A 19,126-nucleotide genomic window follows, 5' to 3' on the forward strand; every position below is an offset into this window, starting at 1 on the left:
TAGCGTGTCATTTTTCTACTGCGCTAAAAGTGATAGTATTGCGACCTTAGCGATAGATGGTACCTGTTTATGTTTGGCTAAAAAGCTGAACTGTCACCAAACTATTATTCATGTAAGTTTATCAGATTTTTATAAGTGGTTATTAGCAAGTATGGCAAAAAAAAGTAAATTCCTGTCTTGGTTTGGTTTTGGCAAATCAGATAAGCAACAAGCAGAGCAAGCAGCAAAAGAGGCTGATAACCAGAAGCAAATAGAAGAACAACAGCGAATTGAAGCCGAAAAGGCAGAAGCTGAACGTTTAGAGCAAGAACGCATTGCGGCAGAAAAAGTAGAAGCTGAACGTTTAGAACAAGAACGTATCGCTGCAGAAAAGGCAGAGGCGGAGCGTCTAGAGCAAGAACGCATTGCGGCAGAAAAAGCAGAAGCTGAGCGTTTAGCTCAAGAGCAGCAAGCGGCAGAGCAGCAACGTCAAGAACAACAAGCTCGACTTGCTGAGCAAGAAGCAGCAATGAAATTAGAGCAAGAACGTGCTGCCGCAGAACAGGCGCAGCGTGAAGCAGAGCAAGCTGCTGCAGAAAAGGCGGAAGCGGAGCGCCTAGAGCAAGAGCGTATTTCGGCAGAAAAGGCGGAAGCGGAGCGTTTAGAGCAAGAACGCATTGCAGCAGAAAAGGAAGAAGCTGAACGTATAGAGCAAGAACGTATCGCAGCAGAAAAGGCGGAAGCTGAGCGTTTAGAGCAAGAACGCATTGCAGCAGAAAAGGCAGAGGCGGAGCGTTTAGAACAAGAACGTATCGCGGCAGAAAAGGCAGAAGCGGATCGTTTAGAGCAAGAACGTATCGCAGCAGAAAAGGCGGAAGCTGAGCGTTTAGAACAAGAACGTATTGCTGCAGAAAAGGCAGAGGCGGAGCGCTTAGAGCAAGAGCGTATCGCGGCAGAGAAAGCGGAAGCGGAACGTTTAGAGCAGGAGCGCATTGCTGCAGAAAAGGCAGAGGCGGAGCGCTTAGAACAAGAACGTATCGCTGCAGAAAAAGCAGAAGCTGAGCGTTTAGAACAAGAGCGTATCGCGGCAGAAAAAGCGGAAGCGGAGCGTTTAGAGCAAGAACGTATTGCGGCAGAGAAAGCGGAGGCGGAGCGCCTAGAACAAGAACGTATCGCGGCAGAAAAAGCAGAGGCGGAGCGTTTAGAACAAGAACGTATTGCGGCAGAGAAAGCGGAGGCAGAGCGCCTAGAGCAAGAGAAAGCTGCTCAAGCTGCTGCTGAAAAACCTAAGAAAGAAGGTTTCTTCGCACGCCTTAAAAAAGGTTTATTAAAAACTCGCGTTAATATTGGTTCTGGCTTTGCGTCTATTTTTAGTGGTAAGAAAATTGACGATGATTTATTTGAAGAACTAGAAACACAATTACTAACAGCCGATTTAGGTGTTGATACAACAATGAAGTTGATTGATAACCTAACCGATGCCGCTGATCGTAAGCAGTTAAAAGATGGCGATGCTTTATACGAGTTAATGAAGCAAGAAATGGCAAGTATGCTTAAAACCGCTGAGCAGCCGCTGGTTGTAAGTGGTGACAAAAAGCCATTTGTTATCTTAATGGTGGGTGTAAATGGGGTAGGTAAAACTACCACGATTGGTAAATTAGCGAAGCAGTTTCAAAACGAAGGTAAGTCAGTGATGCTTGCTGCCGGTGATACGTTCCGCGCTGCGGCGGTTGAGCAGCTGCAAGTATGGGGTGAGCGTAATAGCATTCCAGTGATTGCCCAGCATACAGGTGCAGACAGTGCGTCAGTGGTTTTTGATGCATTTCAGGCGGCAAAAGCCCGTAATGTTGATGTGTTAATCGCTGATACAGCAGGTCGCTTGCAAAATAAAGATAACCTAATGCAAGAGCTTGAAAAAATTGCCCGTGTAATGAAGAAAATTGACCCAGATGCGCCGCATGAAGTTATGCTAACTATAGATGCAGGTACAGGTCAAAACGCAATTAGCCAAGTTAAATTATTTAATGAATGTGTTGGTTTAACGGGCATTACTTTATCTAAACTAGATGGTACCGCTAAAGGTGGTGTGATTTTCGCCGTTGCAGATAAATTTAATATCCCAATTCGTTACATTGGTGTTGGTGAAGGTATTGATGATTTACGTACCTTTAATAGTAGTGACTTTATTGATGCACTATTTAGCCAAGACGAGGATGACGCATAATTAACTAAAGGGAGCTTGCTCCCTTTTTCGCTGCAAGATGATTGATAACTAAAATGATAAATTTTCAGCAAGTCAGTAAAACATATCCAGGTGGCCATCGTGCCCTTGAAAAAGTCAGCTTTCATATTAAGCCTGGCGAACTGGCCTTTTTAACCGGGCACAGTGGCGCAGGTAAAAGTACCCTATTGAAGCTTATTAGTTTAATGGAGCGTCCATCGGCTGGGCAGGTGCTTATTAATGGTGTTGATTTAAATGCTGTTAAATCACGCCAGATCCCTTATGTGCGCCGCGATATTGGTATCATCTTTCAGAATCACCGCTTACTAGAACGTTACTCAGTGTTTGATAATGTTGCCTTACCTTTAATTATTGAAGGTACGCACCACAAGCAAATAGCTAAGCGTGTTCATGGTGCGCTTGATAAAGTCGGGTTACTTGATAAAGCGAAGTGTAATCCAGCAACCTTATCAGGTGGTGAGCAGCAGCGTGTGGGTATTGCTCGCGCTATCGTTAATTCACCGCCAATTCTATTAGCTGATGAACCAACCGGTAACTTAGATCCTGAACTTTCGATGGACATTTTACGTTTATTCGAAGACTTTAATAATCATGGTACAACCGTGCTGATTGCAACCCATGATATTGGCTTAATTGCGCGTATGCGTTATCGCAGTCTAACACTGAAAGATGGCCGTATGATTGAGGATCCGTTAGCTGAGGGGGCACTATGAGTTTATTGTTTAAAAGCCGCAACAGCCAAAACGAACGTCAGAAAAAGTCATTTTTAGCAGCGCCTTATTTCTTCTTTATTAATCTTATTCGCCAAGGTGTGCACAGCCTCGGTGAAATGTGGCGAACGCCTTTAGCTTCATTGATGACCATTGCTGTATTAGGATTAAGCTTAACACTGCCAGCGACGCTTTATTTAGTGGTTAAAAATGTCTCGCAAGTGAGCAGTGGCTTTGAAGATGCTGCAGAGATTTCGTTGTTCGTAAAAGAAACTATGAGCGAACAGCAAACGCAAACCTTGGTTAAGCGTTTAGCACTCTACCCTGAAGTAGATAAAGTAGAGTTTATATCAAAGGGCGATGCTCTCACTGAATTTAAACAAGTATCAGGATTTGGCCAAGCACTTGAATATTTAGATGCGAACCCGTTACCTGATGTTGTTATCGTCACGCCGACAGCACGATACCGTCAGCCAAATACAGCAAAACAATTACTGCAAAAGCTTGAAGGCGAAAGAGAAGTGGATTTTGGTAAACTCGATATTGCTTGGCTTGAGCGATTAAATGCACTTTTAAGTTTATTAAAAGAAAGCGTGATCACCATTGCTCTACTATTATTAACCTCCGTCACCCTGATCATTGGTAATACTATCCGCTTATCAATCATGGATAAGAAAGATGAAATTCAGGTGATGAAGTTAGTTGGGGCGACAAACACCTTTATTCATGCGCCATTTTTATGGACAGGGATTTGGTACGGTATTATTGGCGGTTTGTTCTCTTTTATTTGTGTTGCATTAATGATGTGGTGGCTTGGTGCTGCTGTAAGTGATGTTGCGGGTGTTTATGAAACCAGCTTTGACTTAATTGGTTTAACACTCACAGAGTTTGGCATTTTAGTCGCTCTTGCAACAGGGTTAGGATTTGTTGGTTCTTACCTATCAGTTAACCGCTATATAAAAGAAATTGAACCCGATAAAGTGTAGCTATCAGCGCTATTATTTTAGCGCTTTTGCTTGTCGTTAATTTGTCATATTAAGCCTTTATGCTGTTTGTTTAGATTTTGAATGGTGGGCTATATATCTTTCAAAATACCTTTAAAAGCTAGAATTCATCGCTTATTCAGCGCCTTAAAGTAAAATAAAATTATCTTAAAAAAACCACTTGATTTGAACTTTAAAAAAGTTTTTAATTGAAGTTAGCACTCTCGCTTAAAGAGTGCTAAGATGGTTTCAAATGTTTATCACTGAGGTGAAAAATGAGTAAAGATTTATACGCAATGGCACTTACTGCAGGTCAACAGAGCGCAAGTATGGACGGCTACCTTCAAGCGGTTAGCACTATTCCTATGCTTGATGCAGAGAAAGAAAAGCAGTTGGCGACACGTCTTCAGGAAGAAGGTGATCTTGAAGCTGCGAAGCAACTCATTATGTCGCATCTACGCTTTGTTGCTCATATTGCGAAAAGCTATTCAGGTTATGGCTTACCGCAAGCTGATTTAATTCAGGAAGGTAACATCGGTCTGATGAAGGCGGTAAAACGTTTCGACCCAAGTGTAGGTGTTCGCTTAGTTTCATTCGCAGTACACTGGATCAAAGCCGAAATTCATGAATACGTACTGAAAAACTGGCGTATCGTGAAAGTTGCAACAACTAAAGCGCAACGTAAATTATTCTTCAACCTACGCAAAAACAAAAAGCGTTTAGGTTGGTTTAACCAAGCTGAGGTTAGCACAGTTGCTAATGAGCTAGGTGTAAGTGAAAAAGAAGTACGTGAGATGGAATCACGTATGAGTGGCCAAGATATGGGCTTTGACTTAACGGGCGACGACAATGACGACGCACCAACAAGCACATACTCGCCAGTACAGTATTTAACAGATGGCAGTGCTGACCTTGCTGATGATATCGAAGAGCAGCAATGGCAAGAACAGTCTCATGCACGTTTATTCAGCGCGTTAAAAACCCTTGATGAACGTTCTCAAGACATCGTAAGTGCACGTTGGTTAGCTGACGATAAAGCAACATTACAAGAGCTTGCTGAGAAATATAACGTTTCAGCAGAACGTGTTCGCCAGCTAGAAAAAACAGCGATGAAAAAACTGCAATCAGCTATGAGCTAATAGCAATCGCTATAGCAAACCATCTTTAGTAGACTACAAAGCCTCGCAAATGCGGGGCTTTTTGTTTTAAAGGACGCGGTATGTCACAGATTGATTATCAACATGTATTAGATGAAATCACAAAAGAAGTTCAACCATTACTGAGCCAAGGTAAGGTTGCTGATTATATTCCTGCGCTTGCAGAGGTTGAGCCAAACCAGTTTGCCATTGCTATTCATACAGTAGATGGGCAAACCTATTGCGCGGGTGATTGTAGTGCGCGTTTTACAATTCAATCTGTTTCTAAAGTAATGACCTTAACTTTAGCACTTCAGCGTTATGGTGATGAGCTGTGGCAACGAGTCGGTAAAGAGCCATCAGGCACCGCTTTTAACTCACTTACACAGCTTGAGTTTGAACAGGGCATACCACGCAACCCATTTATTAATGCCGGCGCGATTGTCACATGTGACGCGTTATATAGCCGTTTATCTGCGCCGATGCACTCTATGCTTGAGTCATTTCGTCAGTTATCAGGAAATGCTCAGGTTGTTATTGATAAGAAAGTGGCAAATTCTGAATATGAGTTTCGTCATCGCAACGCCGCGATGGGGCATCTAATGAAGTCATTCGGCAACTTTAATAATGAAGTTGATGATGTGTTATGGGCTTACTTTAACTTCTGTGCCATAGAGTTAAACTGCGTAGAATTAGCAAAGGCTTACAATTACTTAGCAAACCAGGGTAAAGATGCCAATGGCCAAGAAGTACTCAGTGCAAGGCAAAATAAGCAGTTAAACTCGTTACTGTTTACCAGTGGTTTATACGATGCTGCTGGGGATTTTGGCTACCGTGTTGGTATGCCGGGTAAGTCAGGGGTATCGGGTACTATTTTAGCTGTGTTACCAAATCAATTTACTGTGGCTGTGTGGGCGCCAAGACTTAACTCGTATGGTAACTCAGTGGCTGGGATAGCGGCTCTTGAGCGTTTATCCCAGAAACTGGATATTTCGATTTTTTAGTGGAGATTACTGATCCCAGTAAACTTGCTCTAAACAATCTTCACGTTCAGGTAAGCCACGCGATAAACGTGGCGAGTGCTGAACAAGTACTTCATAACTTGCACGGTTAGCGTATTTACTAATTTGTGCAAGCGATGAGTAGGTCATAGCAGGTTGCTGATGCTTCGCTGAATTTGCCACATTAAGTTTGTGGTAAACGTTTGCAGATAGGTCATGCAGTACCGCAGCCAGAGCACAATCGCCTGCGCCATTGGTATTTTTAATACTATCTGGGCCGCCCATAAACGGTGCTGTATGGCTGTACGCACGAATTGGGTTTTGGCAGTCGTCTTTACGCATTGCGCGAGAAAATTCATAACGGTTAAAGTCAGCAATCGCGCCTGGTAATAACGGGTATTCTGTTTCACGCTTGAATGAGTCGTCTACGTAACCGGCCATAAACAAGCCTTTTTCGCCAGCTGTACAAATAACTAAATCAGTCCAATCTAGCGCTTTGTCGGCTGCCAGAAGCGGATCTTCAAAGCCGGTAATCGCAAGGCCTTCCTCTTCGTTCATAGCAAGAATATCAACATGCTCTTTTACAAAGTCAGCCCACCAAGCAGGGTCTTGTTCAATTAGAAACTTAGTACCTAGGGTTAAAACCACAGGGACACCTGCATCATTGGCATATTTCACTGCCTGCATGGTCGCTTCTGTCATGGTTTCATCACCTTGAGTACGCATTAGGTATGCGCTGATCACCAGTGCTGATGAATTCTCAATAAGTGCCTGATCGATTGATTCAGGGCGAAGGTGATTCATAAGCCCCGCGCTGATTGCGAAGGTACGCTCACCGGTCTCGTCAATTAAGGTAAAACAACGACCAATAGGGCCATCTACAGGCTGAAGGTAGTCAAGGTCAACGCGGCTAGAGGTGTTACATAAAAAACGGTATGCATAGCTGCCGATTTTGATATTTTCACTCATTACCCCTAACAACACTGAACGGTCGTCAGCTAGGGTAGAGTAGTTGTGCATGGTGTTACCTACCGTACCACCGGCAAACTCATAATCGATCATATTGTCGAGTTTTAGTCTGTCGTATAGCGCGTTGGTAATATCGTTATCGATCACTTGCGACATGCCACGGCGCAATTGAAATTCATCTAGGAAAGCTTGATCAACTTTCGCTTCAATATCTACCACAATTTGGTCGATACCCGTAATATAACTACGTTGTAGTCGGTCGGTTGAGTTAAGTTGATTCGTCAGTGGATCTTTGGCTTCCACCGGAAAATAATGTTTATGCCTGCGGCGTCCAGGAAATTTCATTTGCTACCCGTGTTGTAAGCTAAATAAAAAAAGCGCGAGATTATAGCGCAATATGGGTCCATTGAGCCATGAAAAAGCCACTAAATTTTGCGTTAATTTTTAAGTGTAGCAGTATTTATTGCCGACATTTTTCACTAACTAGGTATAATTACTCACAGTTTTACAAGATTTGTGTGATATATGAGCGAACAATTTAGCGACCAATATTGGATGGAAAAAGCATTAAACTACGCCAATGAAGCGGCTGCGATTAATGAAATTCCGGTTGGTGCTGTGCTGGTAAAAGACAATCAACTGATTTCTTATGGTTATAACCGCTCAATTATCGATAACGACCCATCCGCTCATGCTGAAATGATGGCAATCCGCGAAGCGGGTAAAGCTCTTAATAACTACCGATTAATCGATTGCACCTTGTATGTAACGTTAGAACCTTGTTCTATGTGCGCAGGTCTGTTGGTGCATAGCCGTATTAAGCGATTGGTATTTGGTGCTAAAGATGCCAAAACGGGATCGGCAGGATCAATTATGAATCTGCTGCAAGAACCTAGGCTTAATCATCAAGTTGAAGTAACCGGCGATGTTATGAGTGAGCAGTGTGGGGCGGTAATTTCAGCGTTTTTTAAGCGTCGTAGAGAAGAGAAAAAGGCGGCAAAGCTGGCTGCTCGCAACGCCTAGTTATACAACCGGCGTTGCAGGAACTTGTGCTTCCATTAACTGCATCGCAAATAAGCGGCGACGCCAAATAACTTTTTTGTGTGTATTACGTAGCATGATACGACGGCGGGTCGCCGTTGAGTAAATAACATTACGCTTAAACTTATGTGTCGTGCGTCTTCTTTTTAACATGAGTGCTCCTTAAGTGAGAGTAAAGCATTATATTGATCTCTACAGGAAGATAATGATCATTTGATGACAAGTAAACAGATTTCGGTGCTTGAAGTTAGTTGTTTTCTAATTCTTGCTGCTCTGAGTTGGTTTGTTGCGTGTTGTCATTTGGCTTTGGTTCGCTTACTTGCGCTTCAGGTTTAGCTTCTTCAGTGCTTTGTTCTTCTTCGCTTGGGTTAGCAATCGCATCATTTTCATCAAGCCAAACCAGTGCGTCGTAATAGCGACGAATATTATCAACGTATTTTACTGCAACATCGCCACGGGCATAACCATATTTGGTTTTTCGATAGTAACGCTTTTTAATTAAAAGCGGTAAGCGCTTTTTAACATCAGCCCATTTATCGGGGCTTGCACCTTCTTGCTCGGTAATAATGCGTGCGTCGTTGACGTGTCCCCAGCCAACATTGTAAGAGGCTAAGGCAAACCAGGTTCTGTCGGGCTGCGGAATGCGTTCAGGGATCCAAGAAATTACTTTGGCAAGATACTGCGCACCGCCTTTAATATTTTGCTCAGGCTCTAGGCGATTTGTTACGCCGACCTGTTTTGCCGTTGCTTGGGTTAGCATCATAATACCGCGAACACCAGTTGGTGACTTAGCCCTTGGGTTCCACATTGATTCTTGATAACTCAAAGCTGCCAGTAATCGCCAGTCTATGTTACCTGCGTATTGCTCAAACCAAGGTTGATATTTGGGTAAGGTGTCTTTTATTGCTTCAATATAAGCAAGTGTGTTCACATAATTAAACTGGCGAACATGGCCGAAATATTTTTCTTCTAACACATAAAGCTGGTTGCTTTGTTTTACATCGCCAAAAAATGGCACCATTAAGGCATATAATGAGTCGTCACCATCTTTTCTAAGTAGCCAAGCGATAGGGTCATTACGGGTAACCGAGAAACCTATACTCAAGTTTGGGTGGTAGCGGCGAAACAGCGATAAGGTGTGCGAGTCTGCTAGGGTGTAATCAATTTCACCGTCGATAACAGCTTGCAGAAGCTCTTCTTCATCCATATCTTCTGTTTCGTTCCAGCTAAGTTCTGGATTAAGTTGTTTTAATTGTTGTAGTGCCAACGAGTGACTGCTTTTGGCGAGAACAGTCAGATTGCCGGTTAAATCCGCAAATTCACGGGGTCTATTACGGCCTTGCTTATAAACTAGTTTTTGGCTTATGGTGCGATAGGTTGGGCCGAAGCGGTAATGCTCTGCCCGAATTGTATTATAGGTAAGACCTGACGCTATAATATCTAAATCGCCACTTTCTAAGCGTGCGAACATATCGGATAGATTAAAAAAAGGCACCATCTCGAGCTCTACACCAACATAATCAGCAAATTCTTGGGCGAGCTCATATTCAAAGCCTTGCACACCTTGTGGAGCCTGATAGTAATTACTCGCACCAGCTAATGTGCCGACTCTAATTTTGTTCTGCGCCTTGATATGAGCAAGTTGCGACGGTTGCTGTTGCATATCGCACGCACATAACATGAGCACTAAACTAAAAATAGCGAGTAACTTTTGCATAAATTATAAATGCCCCTTAAACCATTACCTTAGTGTTATAACAAAACTTCTAAGCCACGTCACTTGGCGAATAGTGTTATAGATCTATTTAAAAATTAATAACTATAACAAGGCAGATGGTAGATAAGTCATACAGAACAAGAACCTGCAGAGAAATAAAGACGACTAAGCTAGTTAATTGTTGCAACCTTAAAAGCGGTTATGAAGATTATTTAAATAAAAGCGTAATTTTGAGTTAAATCTAGACGTTATTTGCACTATAATATGCGCCTAAAATATCGTTCAATCCCTAACCCCGGATGAAAATACCTATGTTGATCCTTCGTGGTGCACCAGCACTTTCCGATTTTAGAGTTCAGAAAATTTTAGCGCGTTGCCAACAGGCACAACTTCCAGTCACTGACGTTTACGCAGAGTTCATGCATTTTGCTGATCTTACAGCTGAGCTTTCAGCTGATGAGCAAACCAAGCTGGAAAAACTGCTTACTTACGGTCCAACAATTGCCGAGCATACCCCTGCTGGCACGTTAATTCTTGTAACGCCGCGTCCTGGTACTATCTCGCCTTGGGCATCAAAAGCAACTGATATCGCACATAACTGTGGCTTAAGCCTAGTTCACCGTGTTGAGCGTGGTATTGCATACTACGTAGAAGGTAACTTATCAGCTGAGCAAACAGCTGAAGTTGCAGCGTTATTACATGACCGTATGACTGAAGCAACGCACGCGGATATGGCTGATGCAGCTAAATTATTCCGTCACGATGAGCCGCGTCCAATGTCATCAGTTGACATTTTAGGTGGTGGCCGTGAAGCGCTTGCTAAAGCAAACGTTGAGCAAGGTTTTGCGCTTGCAGATGACGAAATTGATTACTTGGTAGAAAACTTCCAAAAGTTAGGGCGTAACCCGAACGACATCGAATTATTCATGTTTGCACAAGCAAACTCTGAGCATTGTCGTCACAAAATCTTTAACGCCGATTGGACAATTGATGGTATCGAACAGCCAAAATCATTGTTCAAAATGATCAAAAACACTTACGAGCAAAACCCTGAAAACGTACTATCTGCATATAAAGATAACGCAGCGGTAATGAAGGGCTCGCTAGCAGGTCGTTTCTTCCCAAATAACGAAGGCGAGTACGCATACCATCAAGAGAACATCGAAATCTTGATGAAAGTTGAAACGCACAACCACCCAACAGCGATTGCGCCATTCTCAGGTGCATCAACAGGTTCTGGTGGTGAAATTCGTGATGAAGGTGCTACAGGCCGTGGTTCTAAGCCTAAAGCAGGTTTAGTTGGTTTCACTGTATCTAACCTACGAATTCCTGGCTACGAGCAGCCATGGGAAACAGACTTTGGTAAGCCTGGTCGTATCGTAAATGCACTTGATATCATGACTGAAGGCCCATTAGGTGGTGCGGCATTCAATAACGAATTTGGTCGTCCTAACTTACTTGGTTACTTCCGTACATACGAAGAGAAAGTATCAAGCCATAATGGTATCGAGGTACGTGGTTACCACAAGCCAATCATGCTTGCAGGTGGTTTAGGTAACATTCGTTCTGAGCATGTTCAAAAAGGCGAAATCCCTGTAGGTGCTAAGCTAATTGCACTAGGTGGTCCGGCAATGAACATCGGCCTAGGTGGTGGTGCTGCGTCTAGTATGACATCAGGCCAATCAAACGAAGACTTAGACTTTGCATCGGTACAACGTGAAAACCCAGAAATGGAACGTCGTTGTCAGGAAGTTATTGATAAATGTTGGCAGCTAGGTGATGCAAACCCAATCGCTTTCATCCACGATGTGGGCGCAGGTGGTCTTTCTAACGCATTCCCTGAGCTTGTAGACGACGGTGGTCGTGGTGGTAAATTCCAACTTCGTGATATTCCTAACGATGAGCCGGGTATGGCACCACACGAAATTTGGTGTAACGAATCTCAAGAGCGTTACGTATTAGCAGTTGCAGCAGAAGACTTCGCGCGCTTTGAAGCAATCTGTAAACGTGAACGTGCAGAATACGCTGTTATTGGTGAAGCAACAGAAGAGCGTCACTTAACGGTTGAAGATAGCCACTTTGGTAACAACCCAGTTGATCTTCCGCTTGATGTTTTACTTGGTAAAGCACCAAAAATGCACCGCGAAGTTGAATCGAAAAAAGCACAATCGCAACCATTAGACGTTGCTAACATTGATGCGGCAGATGCTGCACAGCGTTTATTACGCTTACCAACGATTGCTGAGAAAACATTCTTAATCACCATTGGTGACCGTACGGTAACGGGTTTAGTTGCGCGTGACCAAATGGTAGGTCCTTGGCAGGTGCCAGTAGCAAACTGTGCGGTAACAGCCGCTGCGTTTGATACTTACCACGGTGAAGCAATGTCACTAGGTGAACGTACACCAGCTGCACTTTTAAACTACGGTGCTTCTGCTCGTTTAGCTGTGGCTGAGTCACTAACGAACATCGCGTGTGCGAACATCGGTGGCCTTGAAAATATCAAGCTATCTGCAAACTGGATGGCTGCAGCAGGTCACCCTGGCGAAGATGCGGGTCTTTACGAAGCTGTAAAAGCGGTAGGTGAAGAGCTTTGTCCGGCACTCGGTTTAACTATTCCTGTGGGTAAAGACTCAATGTCGATGAAAACTCAATGGGATGAAAACGGTGAGCAAAAATCAGTTACTGCACCATTATCACTGATCATTACTGCCTTTGGTCGTGTTGAAGATGTGCGTAAAACAGTAACGCCACAGCTACGCACTGATAAAGGTGAGTCATCACTATTATTAGTTGATTTAGGTGCGGGTCAAAACCGCATGGGCGCATCAAGCCTTGCACAGGTTTATAAGCAACTAGGTGATGTAACGCCTGACGTTGATAACCCAGCTCTATTAAAAGGCTTCTACGAAGCAATGCAAGCGCTTGTTGCTGATAACAAGCTACTTGCTTACCATGACCGTTCAGATGGTGGTTTATTCACAACTATCGCTGAAATGGTATTTGCTGGCCACACGGGTGTAACAGTTGACCTTGCAGGCTTAACAGGTTCAGACATCGAAGCGCTTTATAATGAAGAGCTAGGTGCGGTTATCCAAGTAGCAAACGCTGATTTAGACGCAGTGAAAGCGGTTCTTGCTGATCACGGCTTAGCTGCTATCAGCCATGAAATTGGTGCACTAAACGCTGATGACCGCGTGGTATTCACTCGTGGTGATGATGTGGTTCTTAACCACACGCGCACTGAGCTTCGTACTATTTGGGCAGAAACAACTTACCAAATGCAAGCGCGTCGTGATAACCCAGAGTGTGCAAAGCAAGAGTTTGACGCTAAGTTTGACGCAAAAGACCCAGGTCTTAACGTAAAACTAAACTTTGACTTAAACGAAGATGTTGCAGCACCTTACATTGCAACTGGTGCGAAGCCGAAAATGGCGATTCTACGTGAGCAAGGTGTTAATTCTCACTTAGAAATGGCGGCGGCATTTAACCGTGCAGGCTTTGCCGCGGTTGACGTGCACATGAGCGACATTCTTGAAGGTCGTTTAACACTTGAGCAATTTAAAGGCTTAGTGGCATGTGGTGGTTTCTCTTACGGTGACGTATTAGGCGCAGGTGAAGGCTGGGCTAAGTCAATCTTATTTAATGAGATGGCGCGTGAGCAGTTCCAAAGCTTCTTCCACCGCGAAGATACATTCAGCTTAGGTGTGTGTAATGGCTGTCAAATGCTTTCAACATTGAAAGAATTGATCCCAGGCACTGAGCATTGGCCACGTTTCGTAACGAATAAGTCAGAGCGTTTTGAAGCTCGCTTTAGCCTTGTAGAAGTACAAGAAAACCCATCGGTATTCTTTAACGGTATGGCTGGTTCACGTATGCCTATCGCTGTTTCTCACGGTGAAGGTCATGCTGAGTTCGCAAACACTGATGCAGTTAAAGCAGCGCTTGAGTCAGGTACTGTGGCAGTGAAGTTTGTTGATAACTACGGTAACCCAACAACGCAATACCCAGCTAACCCGAATGGCTCACCAGAAGGTATCACAGGTATTACTTCTACTGACGGTCGTGCAACGGTGATGATGCCGCACCCAGAGCGTGTATTCCGTACGGTTGCTAACTCATGGCACCCAGATGAGTGGAAAGAGGATAGCCCGTGGATGCGTATGTTCCGCAACGCTCGTAAAAGCGTTGGCTAGAACTTAATTGTGTGCCTAGCTATACAAGCTAGGCTCATACAAACCGTTTAAACTAAAAAGGCTGCACTATCATGTGTGGCCTTTTTGTTTATAATGTTCTGAGAAGCGAGAAGCGAGAAGCAAGGAGAGTTTTTTGAGTTTTAAGCGGGCGTGTGTTGGGTTGCTAGGTATCGTGCTAAGCATGGTGCTGTTGGCGTATCTGTTCAGATTACCACTGACATCGTGGTACTTAACGCCTATGCTCAGTAAAAATGGTGCTGAGCTTCACTGCATTGATTGGTCATTAACTCGCAAGCTTGATTTGAATATCGAGAAATTATGCTTAACCTACCAAGGGCAGCAAATTGAGTTAGCTGGCATTATTGCGAATAAGCAACAGGTTAGTATTTCTCGAGCCAATCTTATAATTAGCAATCAGAGTAATAATCAACAACCTGACACTTCACAAACTGAATTTAAAAAGCTTGCTTTGGTATTACCCGAGCAAAGACCGCTAATAAGTATTGAGCAGCTTGATGTAGTCTCACCGTTTACCCAAAATCCTGTTAGGTTGGCGATACAAGAAAAACGCCTAAATCATTTTACGATTTCACGGGATCTCAATGCTGACGTTGTAATATCTAATTATGAAGTCAAAGCCAACATCACCTTTGATGAGCAAGTGGCTGAGCGGTTCGTAACATTGCCAACAAGCAGCCATTTTACCACTCAATCACAGATTAAGTTTGATGGAATTACAGTTGCAATTGAAAGCTCAATCAATGCAAGTTATCAGCATGCTGTAGGGGAGTGTGACCTAGGTTTTGCCAGTGAAGGGCAATTGAGTGCTAAGTATCAATTAAATCAACAGCATTTATACGTGGATTTATCTGCTTTACAAAATCAACTGAGCGCAAAGCGAGACTGCTTAAACACCATCGCAGACCAACAGCATCAATCATTTATTGAAGCGCAGTTACCGCTTACTTGGCAGTTACACATTGAAAAACCAGTGAGTGTAGAAGATAAAAATCTTTCAGCCCCAATCATAAAGCTGCAAGCTATACAAGGGCAAAGTGAGGTGACAGTCAGTAATACATCCCTTTCTTTGCTGGATCCGCTCACATCACTGAATAGCCAAGTTAGCATTTATTTTAATAGTAAAGATATAGATGAGCTTAAGCTAAACGCACATTTGCATGAAAGCAGCGTTAGCGCTGATTTTCAACTGTTGGTGGATTCACTACCTGCATTTTTAGATTTTCAGGCTGATGGCGCCTTGACTGAGGGTTTTGGGGTTGAAGATATTGGGGCTAAAGGAAAGCTAAATATTGAAGGGTTATTTACTAGCCCTACAGCTAAACTGAATACCAATATCAGTGTTAAAAACGCCCTAATATCGGGTGCACAGATAGCTGATTTTAGCAGCGCAATTAACGCTGAGTATAATGCCCAGCAGCACCTAGTTGTTATCGCTAATAGCAAAGTTAAATCATTAACTTATGATGATATTAACGCAGCAAAAATTAGCAATGAGCTTACTCTTAGTACAGATCTCAGTGTGGGGGAGTTATTTGCTGATATTGATGCCAAAACCACTGCCGCTAAATTATCAACAGCAGAGCTTAGCTTAAATAAGTTGTCTGTTGTGTCAAAAGCTCTTCAAAGCCGCGCCTTGCAGGCAACGCATCATGTGTTTGCAGATGGCTTTGAAGCGCTTGTTAGCCATCATATGTCTGAGGTTGCTCACCCATTTGAATTAGTGATACCAGAGCAGGCAGTATCCAAGCTAAACCCGATAATTGCTCAGTTTGAGCCGCTTGCTACAGTCACTGATGGAGTCGTTTCGGGCAATATAAAAGGGGATGTAAATCTTCAACAAGCACAAGGGCGCGTGCAAATAAGTAAATTCAGTGCGCTTTATAATGATTATCTAGCGAATGATTTTGCAGTGAATTTGAACGGCACGTTTAATTCAGGGCAGCTTAATATTGCAGCGACTAAATTTACACTCAATGAACTGCGCGCAGGTGCCGTGGTCAAAAATATACAAGGTCAGTTGCAGGTAACAGCTAATCAGCCTTGCGCAGCTAATCTAACTGGTCAGGTTATGGGCGGGGCATTTGTGGTGAATAAGTTCTGCCCACTCAGTGATAACCAAACCGCGACTGTTAAATTTGAAAATATTGATGCCAGTAAATTGGTCACCCTTGATGCTGAATCAGGGATTAGCTTAAGTGGGCGCTTAGCAGGCACTTTACCCGTTGTAATAAGTCAACAGGGTATCGAGGTAAAGCAAGGGCAGTTAGTTAATCAGGGTGATGGTAAATTACTGATCACTAATAATGCGGGCTTTGAAGCGGTAAAAGCGCAGCAACAAGAGCTGAGTACCACGCTGAGTTTACTTGAGAATTTAGATATTAAAAAACTACGCAGCAGTGTTAATCTCAAACCGGATGGTTGGTTACATTTAGGTGTAAATTTAGAGGGTTATAATGAAGCGCAGCAGCAAGCAGTGAACTTTAATTATAATCATGAAGAGAATGTATTTACTTTACTTAGAGCGCTGCGTTTAAGTGATGAAATTACTCAAAGAGTTGAGAAAGAGTATGCAAAAAAAAGGAAGCAATGATGGCTAAGTGGTTAGTAATGCTGACGGCGGTAGGCATGCTGAGTGCCTGTACGCATCGTGTTGAGGTGGCAGCAAAAGAGCCGATTACAATCAACTTAAATGTAAAAGTTGACCATGAGATCCGCGTAAAAGTGGATAAAGAACTAGATACCTTATTCAGTGATGACAGCGAATTATTCTAAGGAGCACACATGCGTAAATTACAACTTAAAAAACTAAATGTGATCACCTTGATCAGTGCTGTTTGTTTATCCTTCTCTGCTTGGGCTATCAGCCTTGATGATGCAAAAAGCCAAGGCCTAGTGGGTGAAGACAGCTCAGGCTATTTAGGTTTAGTGGTTAATAACAGCGAAGCAAAAGCGGTCGTTGATGAAATTAATGCAAAGCGTAAAGAGCAATATTTAAAACTTGCGAAAAAGAACAATCTTTCGTTAGCGCAAGTTGAAGCACTTGCAGCTGCTAAAACTATCGAAAAAACGAAGCCGGGTCACTACATTGAAGTGAACGGTGAGTGGGTAAAAAAATAACTCACTAAATTTAATCGCTATAATAAACAAAAAGCCAGCATTGCTGGCTTTTTATCTTTATAACGCCGGTAGGTGTTAGCGCTTATCGATGCAGTTTTGCAGCAGCTGCTGCCAAAAGTCGATGCCTTTGCGTCTTGCAAGTTTAATATTGTGCTCTGGGATAGATTCGGGTTCATCGTAGTTGTCTAACGCTTCGCTCATGCTGGCTTCACGGATTAAATGCAGTGTTGGGTAAGGTGCACGATTCGTATAGTTTGCAGCATCGCTGTCATCGCTATCAGCAAATACATAGTCAGGGTGAAAGTTGGCTATTTGATACTTACCTTCATAGCCTTGCGCAGCTAAAAGCGCATTGGCTAAATCGACTAAATCTAAGAACTCTTCAAAATCTTTAAAGCCTTGCTCAAACATCAACAAAGTGGTTTCGCGCTCTGCTTGTTGGTCTAACGCGCTACATTGCTCAAGCATATCCATTACTGCATCATCAAGCGTAATAGACTGACTAATTTGATAATGAATGCAATTGCTTTCAACTTCTTTACGGGCAAACGGGCAGAAATTGTATTTTACGATTACGCTTGATACCCATTCGCGCGTTTGTATTTCTGGGCGATTTATCGCTTGCTTTGAAGTCACATTATTTCTCTATTCTATTTTACTTTTCTATCTTACTTTTCTAAGTAATGCTCAATTAATTTAACCGTTTTACTAATGGCGCCTTGGTTGTTAGCAACGCATTTCTGAGCTTGTTGACCGAGCTTAATCGTCTCCTGTACATCACTACTCAAAGCGATAAGTGTGTCAGCAAGGTGATTTTCATCGGTAACAGTTTTAGCTCCCTGAGCACTAATCAGCTCAGGATAAATATGGTCAAAGTTATAGGTATGAGGGCCTGCTAATACGCCAACAGAAAACGCTGCTGACTCTAACGGATTATGGCCGCCTCGCTCGATTAAACTACCGCCAACATAGCTGATGTTTGCCACACCATATAAGCATTGTAATTCACCTAACGTGTCAGCTAACACAACTTGTTGCTTGTTATAGTCATCTTCACTGCGACGACTAAAGCTAAAATTTGAACTTTTTAAAACTTCAGCGACTTTATCAAATTGCTCTGGGTGACGTGGAGCAATAATCAAAAGAGCGTTGGGTAACGCTTTTAACAGCTTCTTATGAGCAGTTAAAATAAGCTCGTGTTCAATAGGGTGAGTAGAGCCTGCAACCCAGATAAATCGCTCGTTGTTATATTGGTTTTTAAGTGCTGCGACTTTATTTAATTGCTCATCTGTAGGCATGATATCAAATTTAATTGAGCCAAATACGCGTGCCTTTTCAGGCTTTAAACCAAGTTCAATAAAGCGTTTTGCATCATCTTGATTATGGCTGGCCAGATCGCTAATAGAGTGCATGATCACCTTAGTTAAGGGCATTACCTTTTGGTAGCCTTGCTGTGATTTAGCTGAAAGTCGGGCATTTAAAACAAGTACTTTTGTGCCGGTGTTGTTGCTTTGCGCCATCAGGTTTGGCCAAAGCTCAGTTTCTAAAATACACAGTACCTTTGGTTGGATTCGTTTTAAAAATCGATTGGTAGCGAAGAAAAAATCAATCGGTAAATAACTACAGCTAACCGCATCTTTAAAGTTATTTTTTATTTGTTCGAGACCCGTTGGGGTATTACAGGTTACTAAAATAGTAAGTGCAGGGTTTTTTGATTGAACGGCCTTAATAAGCGGCGTTGCTGCTAACACTTCCCCTACAGAGGCACAATGAAAAACAACATCGTGATGAGATAAGTTCGAAAAGCCAAAGCGCTCAGCAAAATGTTCACGGTAACCCTTATTCTTTTTGCCGCGTAAAACATACAGGTAAAAAACAACCAGTGGGCTTAGTAGGTATAAAAGTAAAGAGTATAAAATGCGTGCCATAATTTTTAATATATAGAGTTTTAGGGTAGTTTAACGCTAATCGAGCTGTTGCCAATAGTTAGTCTACATATAACTGTAATTATCCA

15 protein-coding genes are annotated in these 19,126 nt (G+C 42.9%); 10 read left to right on the top strand and 5 right to left on the bottom strand.

The features are described 5' to 3' along the window. Positions 1-151 precede the first annotated feature (151 nt). The 5 genes from ftsY (at position 152) to glsB (ending at position 6,054) form a co-directional block, all read left to right on the top strand. The gene (ftsY, locus tag BIZ38_RS05790; RefSeq protein ID WP_187489849.1) at positions 152-2,203 is read left to right on the top strand and encodes a signal recognition particle-docking protein FtsY; all 2,052 of its coding nucleotides are present in this window, start codon (positions 152-154) and stop codon (positions 2,201-2,203) included. A 53-nt stretch (positions 2,204-2,256) separates the two neighbouring features. Next, positions 2,257-2,934 (top strand): cell division ATP-binding protein FtsE, encoded by a 678-nt coding sequence (gene ftsE, locus BIZ38_RS05795; protein WP_054551046.1) that lies wholly within the window; start codon positions 2,257-2,259, stop codon positions 2,932-2,934. Beyond that, on the top strand, positions 2,931-3,917 hold the full coding sequence (ftsX, locus tag BIZ38_RS05800; RefSeq protein WP_054551047.1) for a permease-like cell division protein FtsX: 987 nt from the start codon (positions 2,931-2,933) through the stop codon (positions 3,915-3,917). Before ftsE ends, ftsX begins: the two co-directional genes overlap by 4 nt. A gap of 272 nt (positions 3,918-4,189) precedes the next feature. Further along, entirely contained in the window at positions 4,190-5,053 is an 864-nt protein-coding gene (rpoH, locus tag BIZ38_RS05805) for an RNA polymerase sigma factor RpoH (protein ID WP_054551048.1), read from the top strand. An 80-nt stretch (positions 5,054-5,133) separates the two neighbouring features. Next, positions 5,134-6,054: a glutaminase B gene (gene glsB, locus BIZ38_RS05810; protein WP_054560977.1), complete on the top strand. Its 921-nt coding sequence runs from the start codon at positions 5,134-5,136 to the stop codon at positions 6,052-6,054. A 6-nt stretch (positions 6,055-6,060) separates the two neighbouring features. Here glsB and BIZ38_RS05815 read toward each other — a convergent pair whose 3' ends face one another. After that, entirely contained in the window at positions 6,061-7,365 is a 1,305-nt protein-coding gene (locus tag BIZ38_RS05815; protein WP_054560976.1) for an inosine/guanosine kinase, read from the bottom strand. A gap of 180 nt (positions 7,366-7,545) precedes the next feature. Between BIZ38_RS05815 and tadA the strand changes: the two genes are divergently transcribed. Then, positions 7,546-8,043 carry a tRNA adenosine(34) deaminase TadA gene (gene tadA, locus BIZ38_RS05820; protein WP_054551051.1) on the top strand — a complete coding sequence of 166 codons (498 nt, stop codon included), beginning with the start codon at positions 7,546-7,548 and terminating at the stop codon, positions 8,041-8,043. Here tadA and BIZ38_RS05825 read toward each other — a convergent pair whose 3' ends face one another. Then, on the bottom strand, positions 8,044-8,214 hold the full coding sequence (locus BIZ38_RS05825; RefSeq protein WP_165385080.1) for a hypothetical protein: 171 nt from the start codon (positions 8,212-8,214) through the stop codon (positions 8,044-8,046). It abuts the gene before it with no gap. Positions 8,215-8,308: 94 nt separating this feature from the next. Beyond that, the gene (mltF, locus tag BIZ38_RS05830) at positions 8,309-9,778 is read right to left on the bottom strand and encodes a membrane-bound lytic murein transglycosylase MltF (protein WP_054551052.1); all 1,470 of its coding nucleotides are present in this window, start codon (positions 9,776-9,778) and stop codon (positions 8,309-8,311) included. A gap of 311 nt (positions 9,779-10,089) precedes the next feature. On the opposite strand from mltF, the gene purL reads away from it, so the two are divergent. The 4 genes from purL (at position 10,090) to BIZ38_RS05850 (ending at position 17,112) form a co-directional block, all read left to right on the top strand. Further along, positions 10,090-13,974, top strand: a complete 3,885-nt coding sequence (gene purL / locus BIZ38_RS05835) for a phosphoribosylformylglycinamidine synthase (RefSeq protein WP_187489821.1) — start codon at positions 10,090-10,092, stop codon at positions 13,972-13,974. 133 nt (positions 13,975-14,107) lie between these two features. Continuing rightward, a complete protein-coding gene (locus BIZ38_RS05840; RefSeq protein WP_138619214.1) occupies positions 14,108-16,585 on the top strand; it encodes a YdbH domain-containing protein in 2,478 nt (825 codons plus the stop codon). Continuing rightward, a complete protein-coding gene (locus tag BIZ38_RS05845; protein WP_054551055.1) occupies positions 16,585-16,767 on the top strand; it encodes a YnbE family lipoprotein in 183 nt (60 codons plus the stop codon). Before BIZ38_RS05840 ends, BIZ38_RS05845 begins: the two co-directional genes overlap by 1 nt. A gap of 9 nt (positions 16,768-16,776) precedes the next feature. Further along, positions 16,777-17,112, top strand: a complete 336-nt coding sequence (locus BIZ38_RS05850) for a YdbL family protein (protein WP_054551056.1) — start codon at positions 16,777-16,779, stop codon at positions 17,110-17,112. 75 nt (positions 17,113-17,187) lie between these two features. On the opposite strand, the gene BIZ38_RS05855 is transcribed toward BIZ38_RS05850, so the two are convergent. Beyond that, positions 17,188-17,748, bottom strand: coding sequence for a DUF1415 domain-containing protein (locus tag BIZ38_RS05855; protein WP_316247570.1), 561 nt, complete (start codon positions 17,746-17,748; stop codon positions 17,188-17,190). Between the two features lie 32 nt (positions 17,749-17,780). Next, complete coding sequence (gene waaA / locus BIZ38_RS05860; protein ID WP_187489822.1) at positions 17,781-19,040, bottom strand: lipid IV(A) 3-deoxy-D-manno-octulosonic acid transferase; 1,260 nt, start codon at positions 19,038-19,040, stop codon at positions 17,781-17,783. Positions 19,041-19,126: the final 86 nt, after the last annotated feature.

Origin of the sequence: Pseudoalteromonas sp. BZK2, from assembly GCF_014349195.1 — a bacterium.
GTDB classification, from domain to species: domain Bacteria; phylum Pseudomonadota; class Gammaproteobacteria; order Enterobacterales; family Alteromonadaceae; genus Pseudoalteromonas; species Pseudoalteromonas simplex.

Excerpts from the sequence above, each read along its gene's own strand:
- ftsY (WP_187489849.1), top strand. The coding sequence starts at position 152 with ATGGCAAAAAAAAGTAAATTCCTGTCTTGGTTTGGTTTTGGCAAATCA.
- ftsE (WP_054551046.1), top strand. The coding sequence starts at position 2,257 with ATGATAAATTTTCAGCAAGTCAGTAAAACATATCCAGGTGGCCATCGT.
- ftsX (WP_054551047.1), top strand. The coding sequence starts at position 2,931 with ATGAGTTTATTGTTTAAAAGCCGCAACAGCCAAAACGAACGTCAGAAA.
- rpoH (WP_054551048.1), top strand. The coding sequence starts at position 4,190 with ATGAGTAAAGATTTATACGCAATGGCACTTACTGCAGGTCAACAGAGC.
- glsB (WP_054560977.1), top strand. The coding sequence starts at position 5,134 with ATGTCACAGATTGATTATCAACATGTATTAGATGAAATCACAAAAGAA.
- BIZ38_RS05815 (WP_054560976.1), bottom strand. The coding sequence starts at position 7,365 with ATGAAATTTCCTGGACGCCGCAGGCATAAACATTATTTTCCGGTGGAA.
- tadA (WP_054551051.1), top strand. The coding sequence starts at position 7,546 with ATGAGCGAACAATTTAGCGACCAATATTGGATGGAAAAAGCATTAAAC.
- BIZ38_RS05825 (WP_165385080.1), bottom strand. The coding sequence starts at position 8,214 with ATGTTAAAAAGAAGACGCACGACACATAAGTTTAAGCGTAATGTTATT.
- mltF (WP_054551052.1), bottom strand. The coding sequence starts at position 9,778 with ATGCAAAAGTTACTCGCTATTTTTAGTTTAGTGCTCATGTTATGTGCG.
- purL (WP_187489821.1), top strand. The coding sequence starts at position 10,090 with ATGTTGATCCTTCGTGGTGCACCAGCACTTTCCGATTTTAGAGTTCAG.
- BIZ38_RS05845 (WP_054551055.1), top strand. The coding sequence starts at position 16,585 with ATGGCTAAGTGGTTAGTAATGCTGACGGCGGTAGGCATGCTGAGTGCC.
- BIZ38_RS05850 (WP_054551056.1), top strand. The coding sequence starts at position 16,777 with ATGCGTAAATTACAACTTAAAAAACTAAATGTGATCACCTTGATCAGT.
- waaA (WP_187489822.1), bottom strand. The coding sequence starts at position 19,040 with ATGGCACGCATTTTATACTCTTTACTTTTATACCTACTAAGCCCACTG.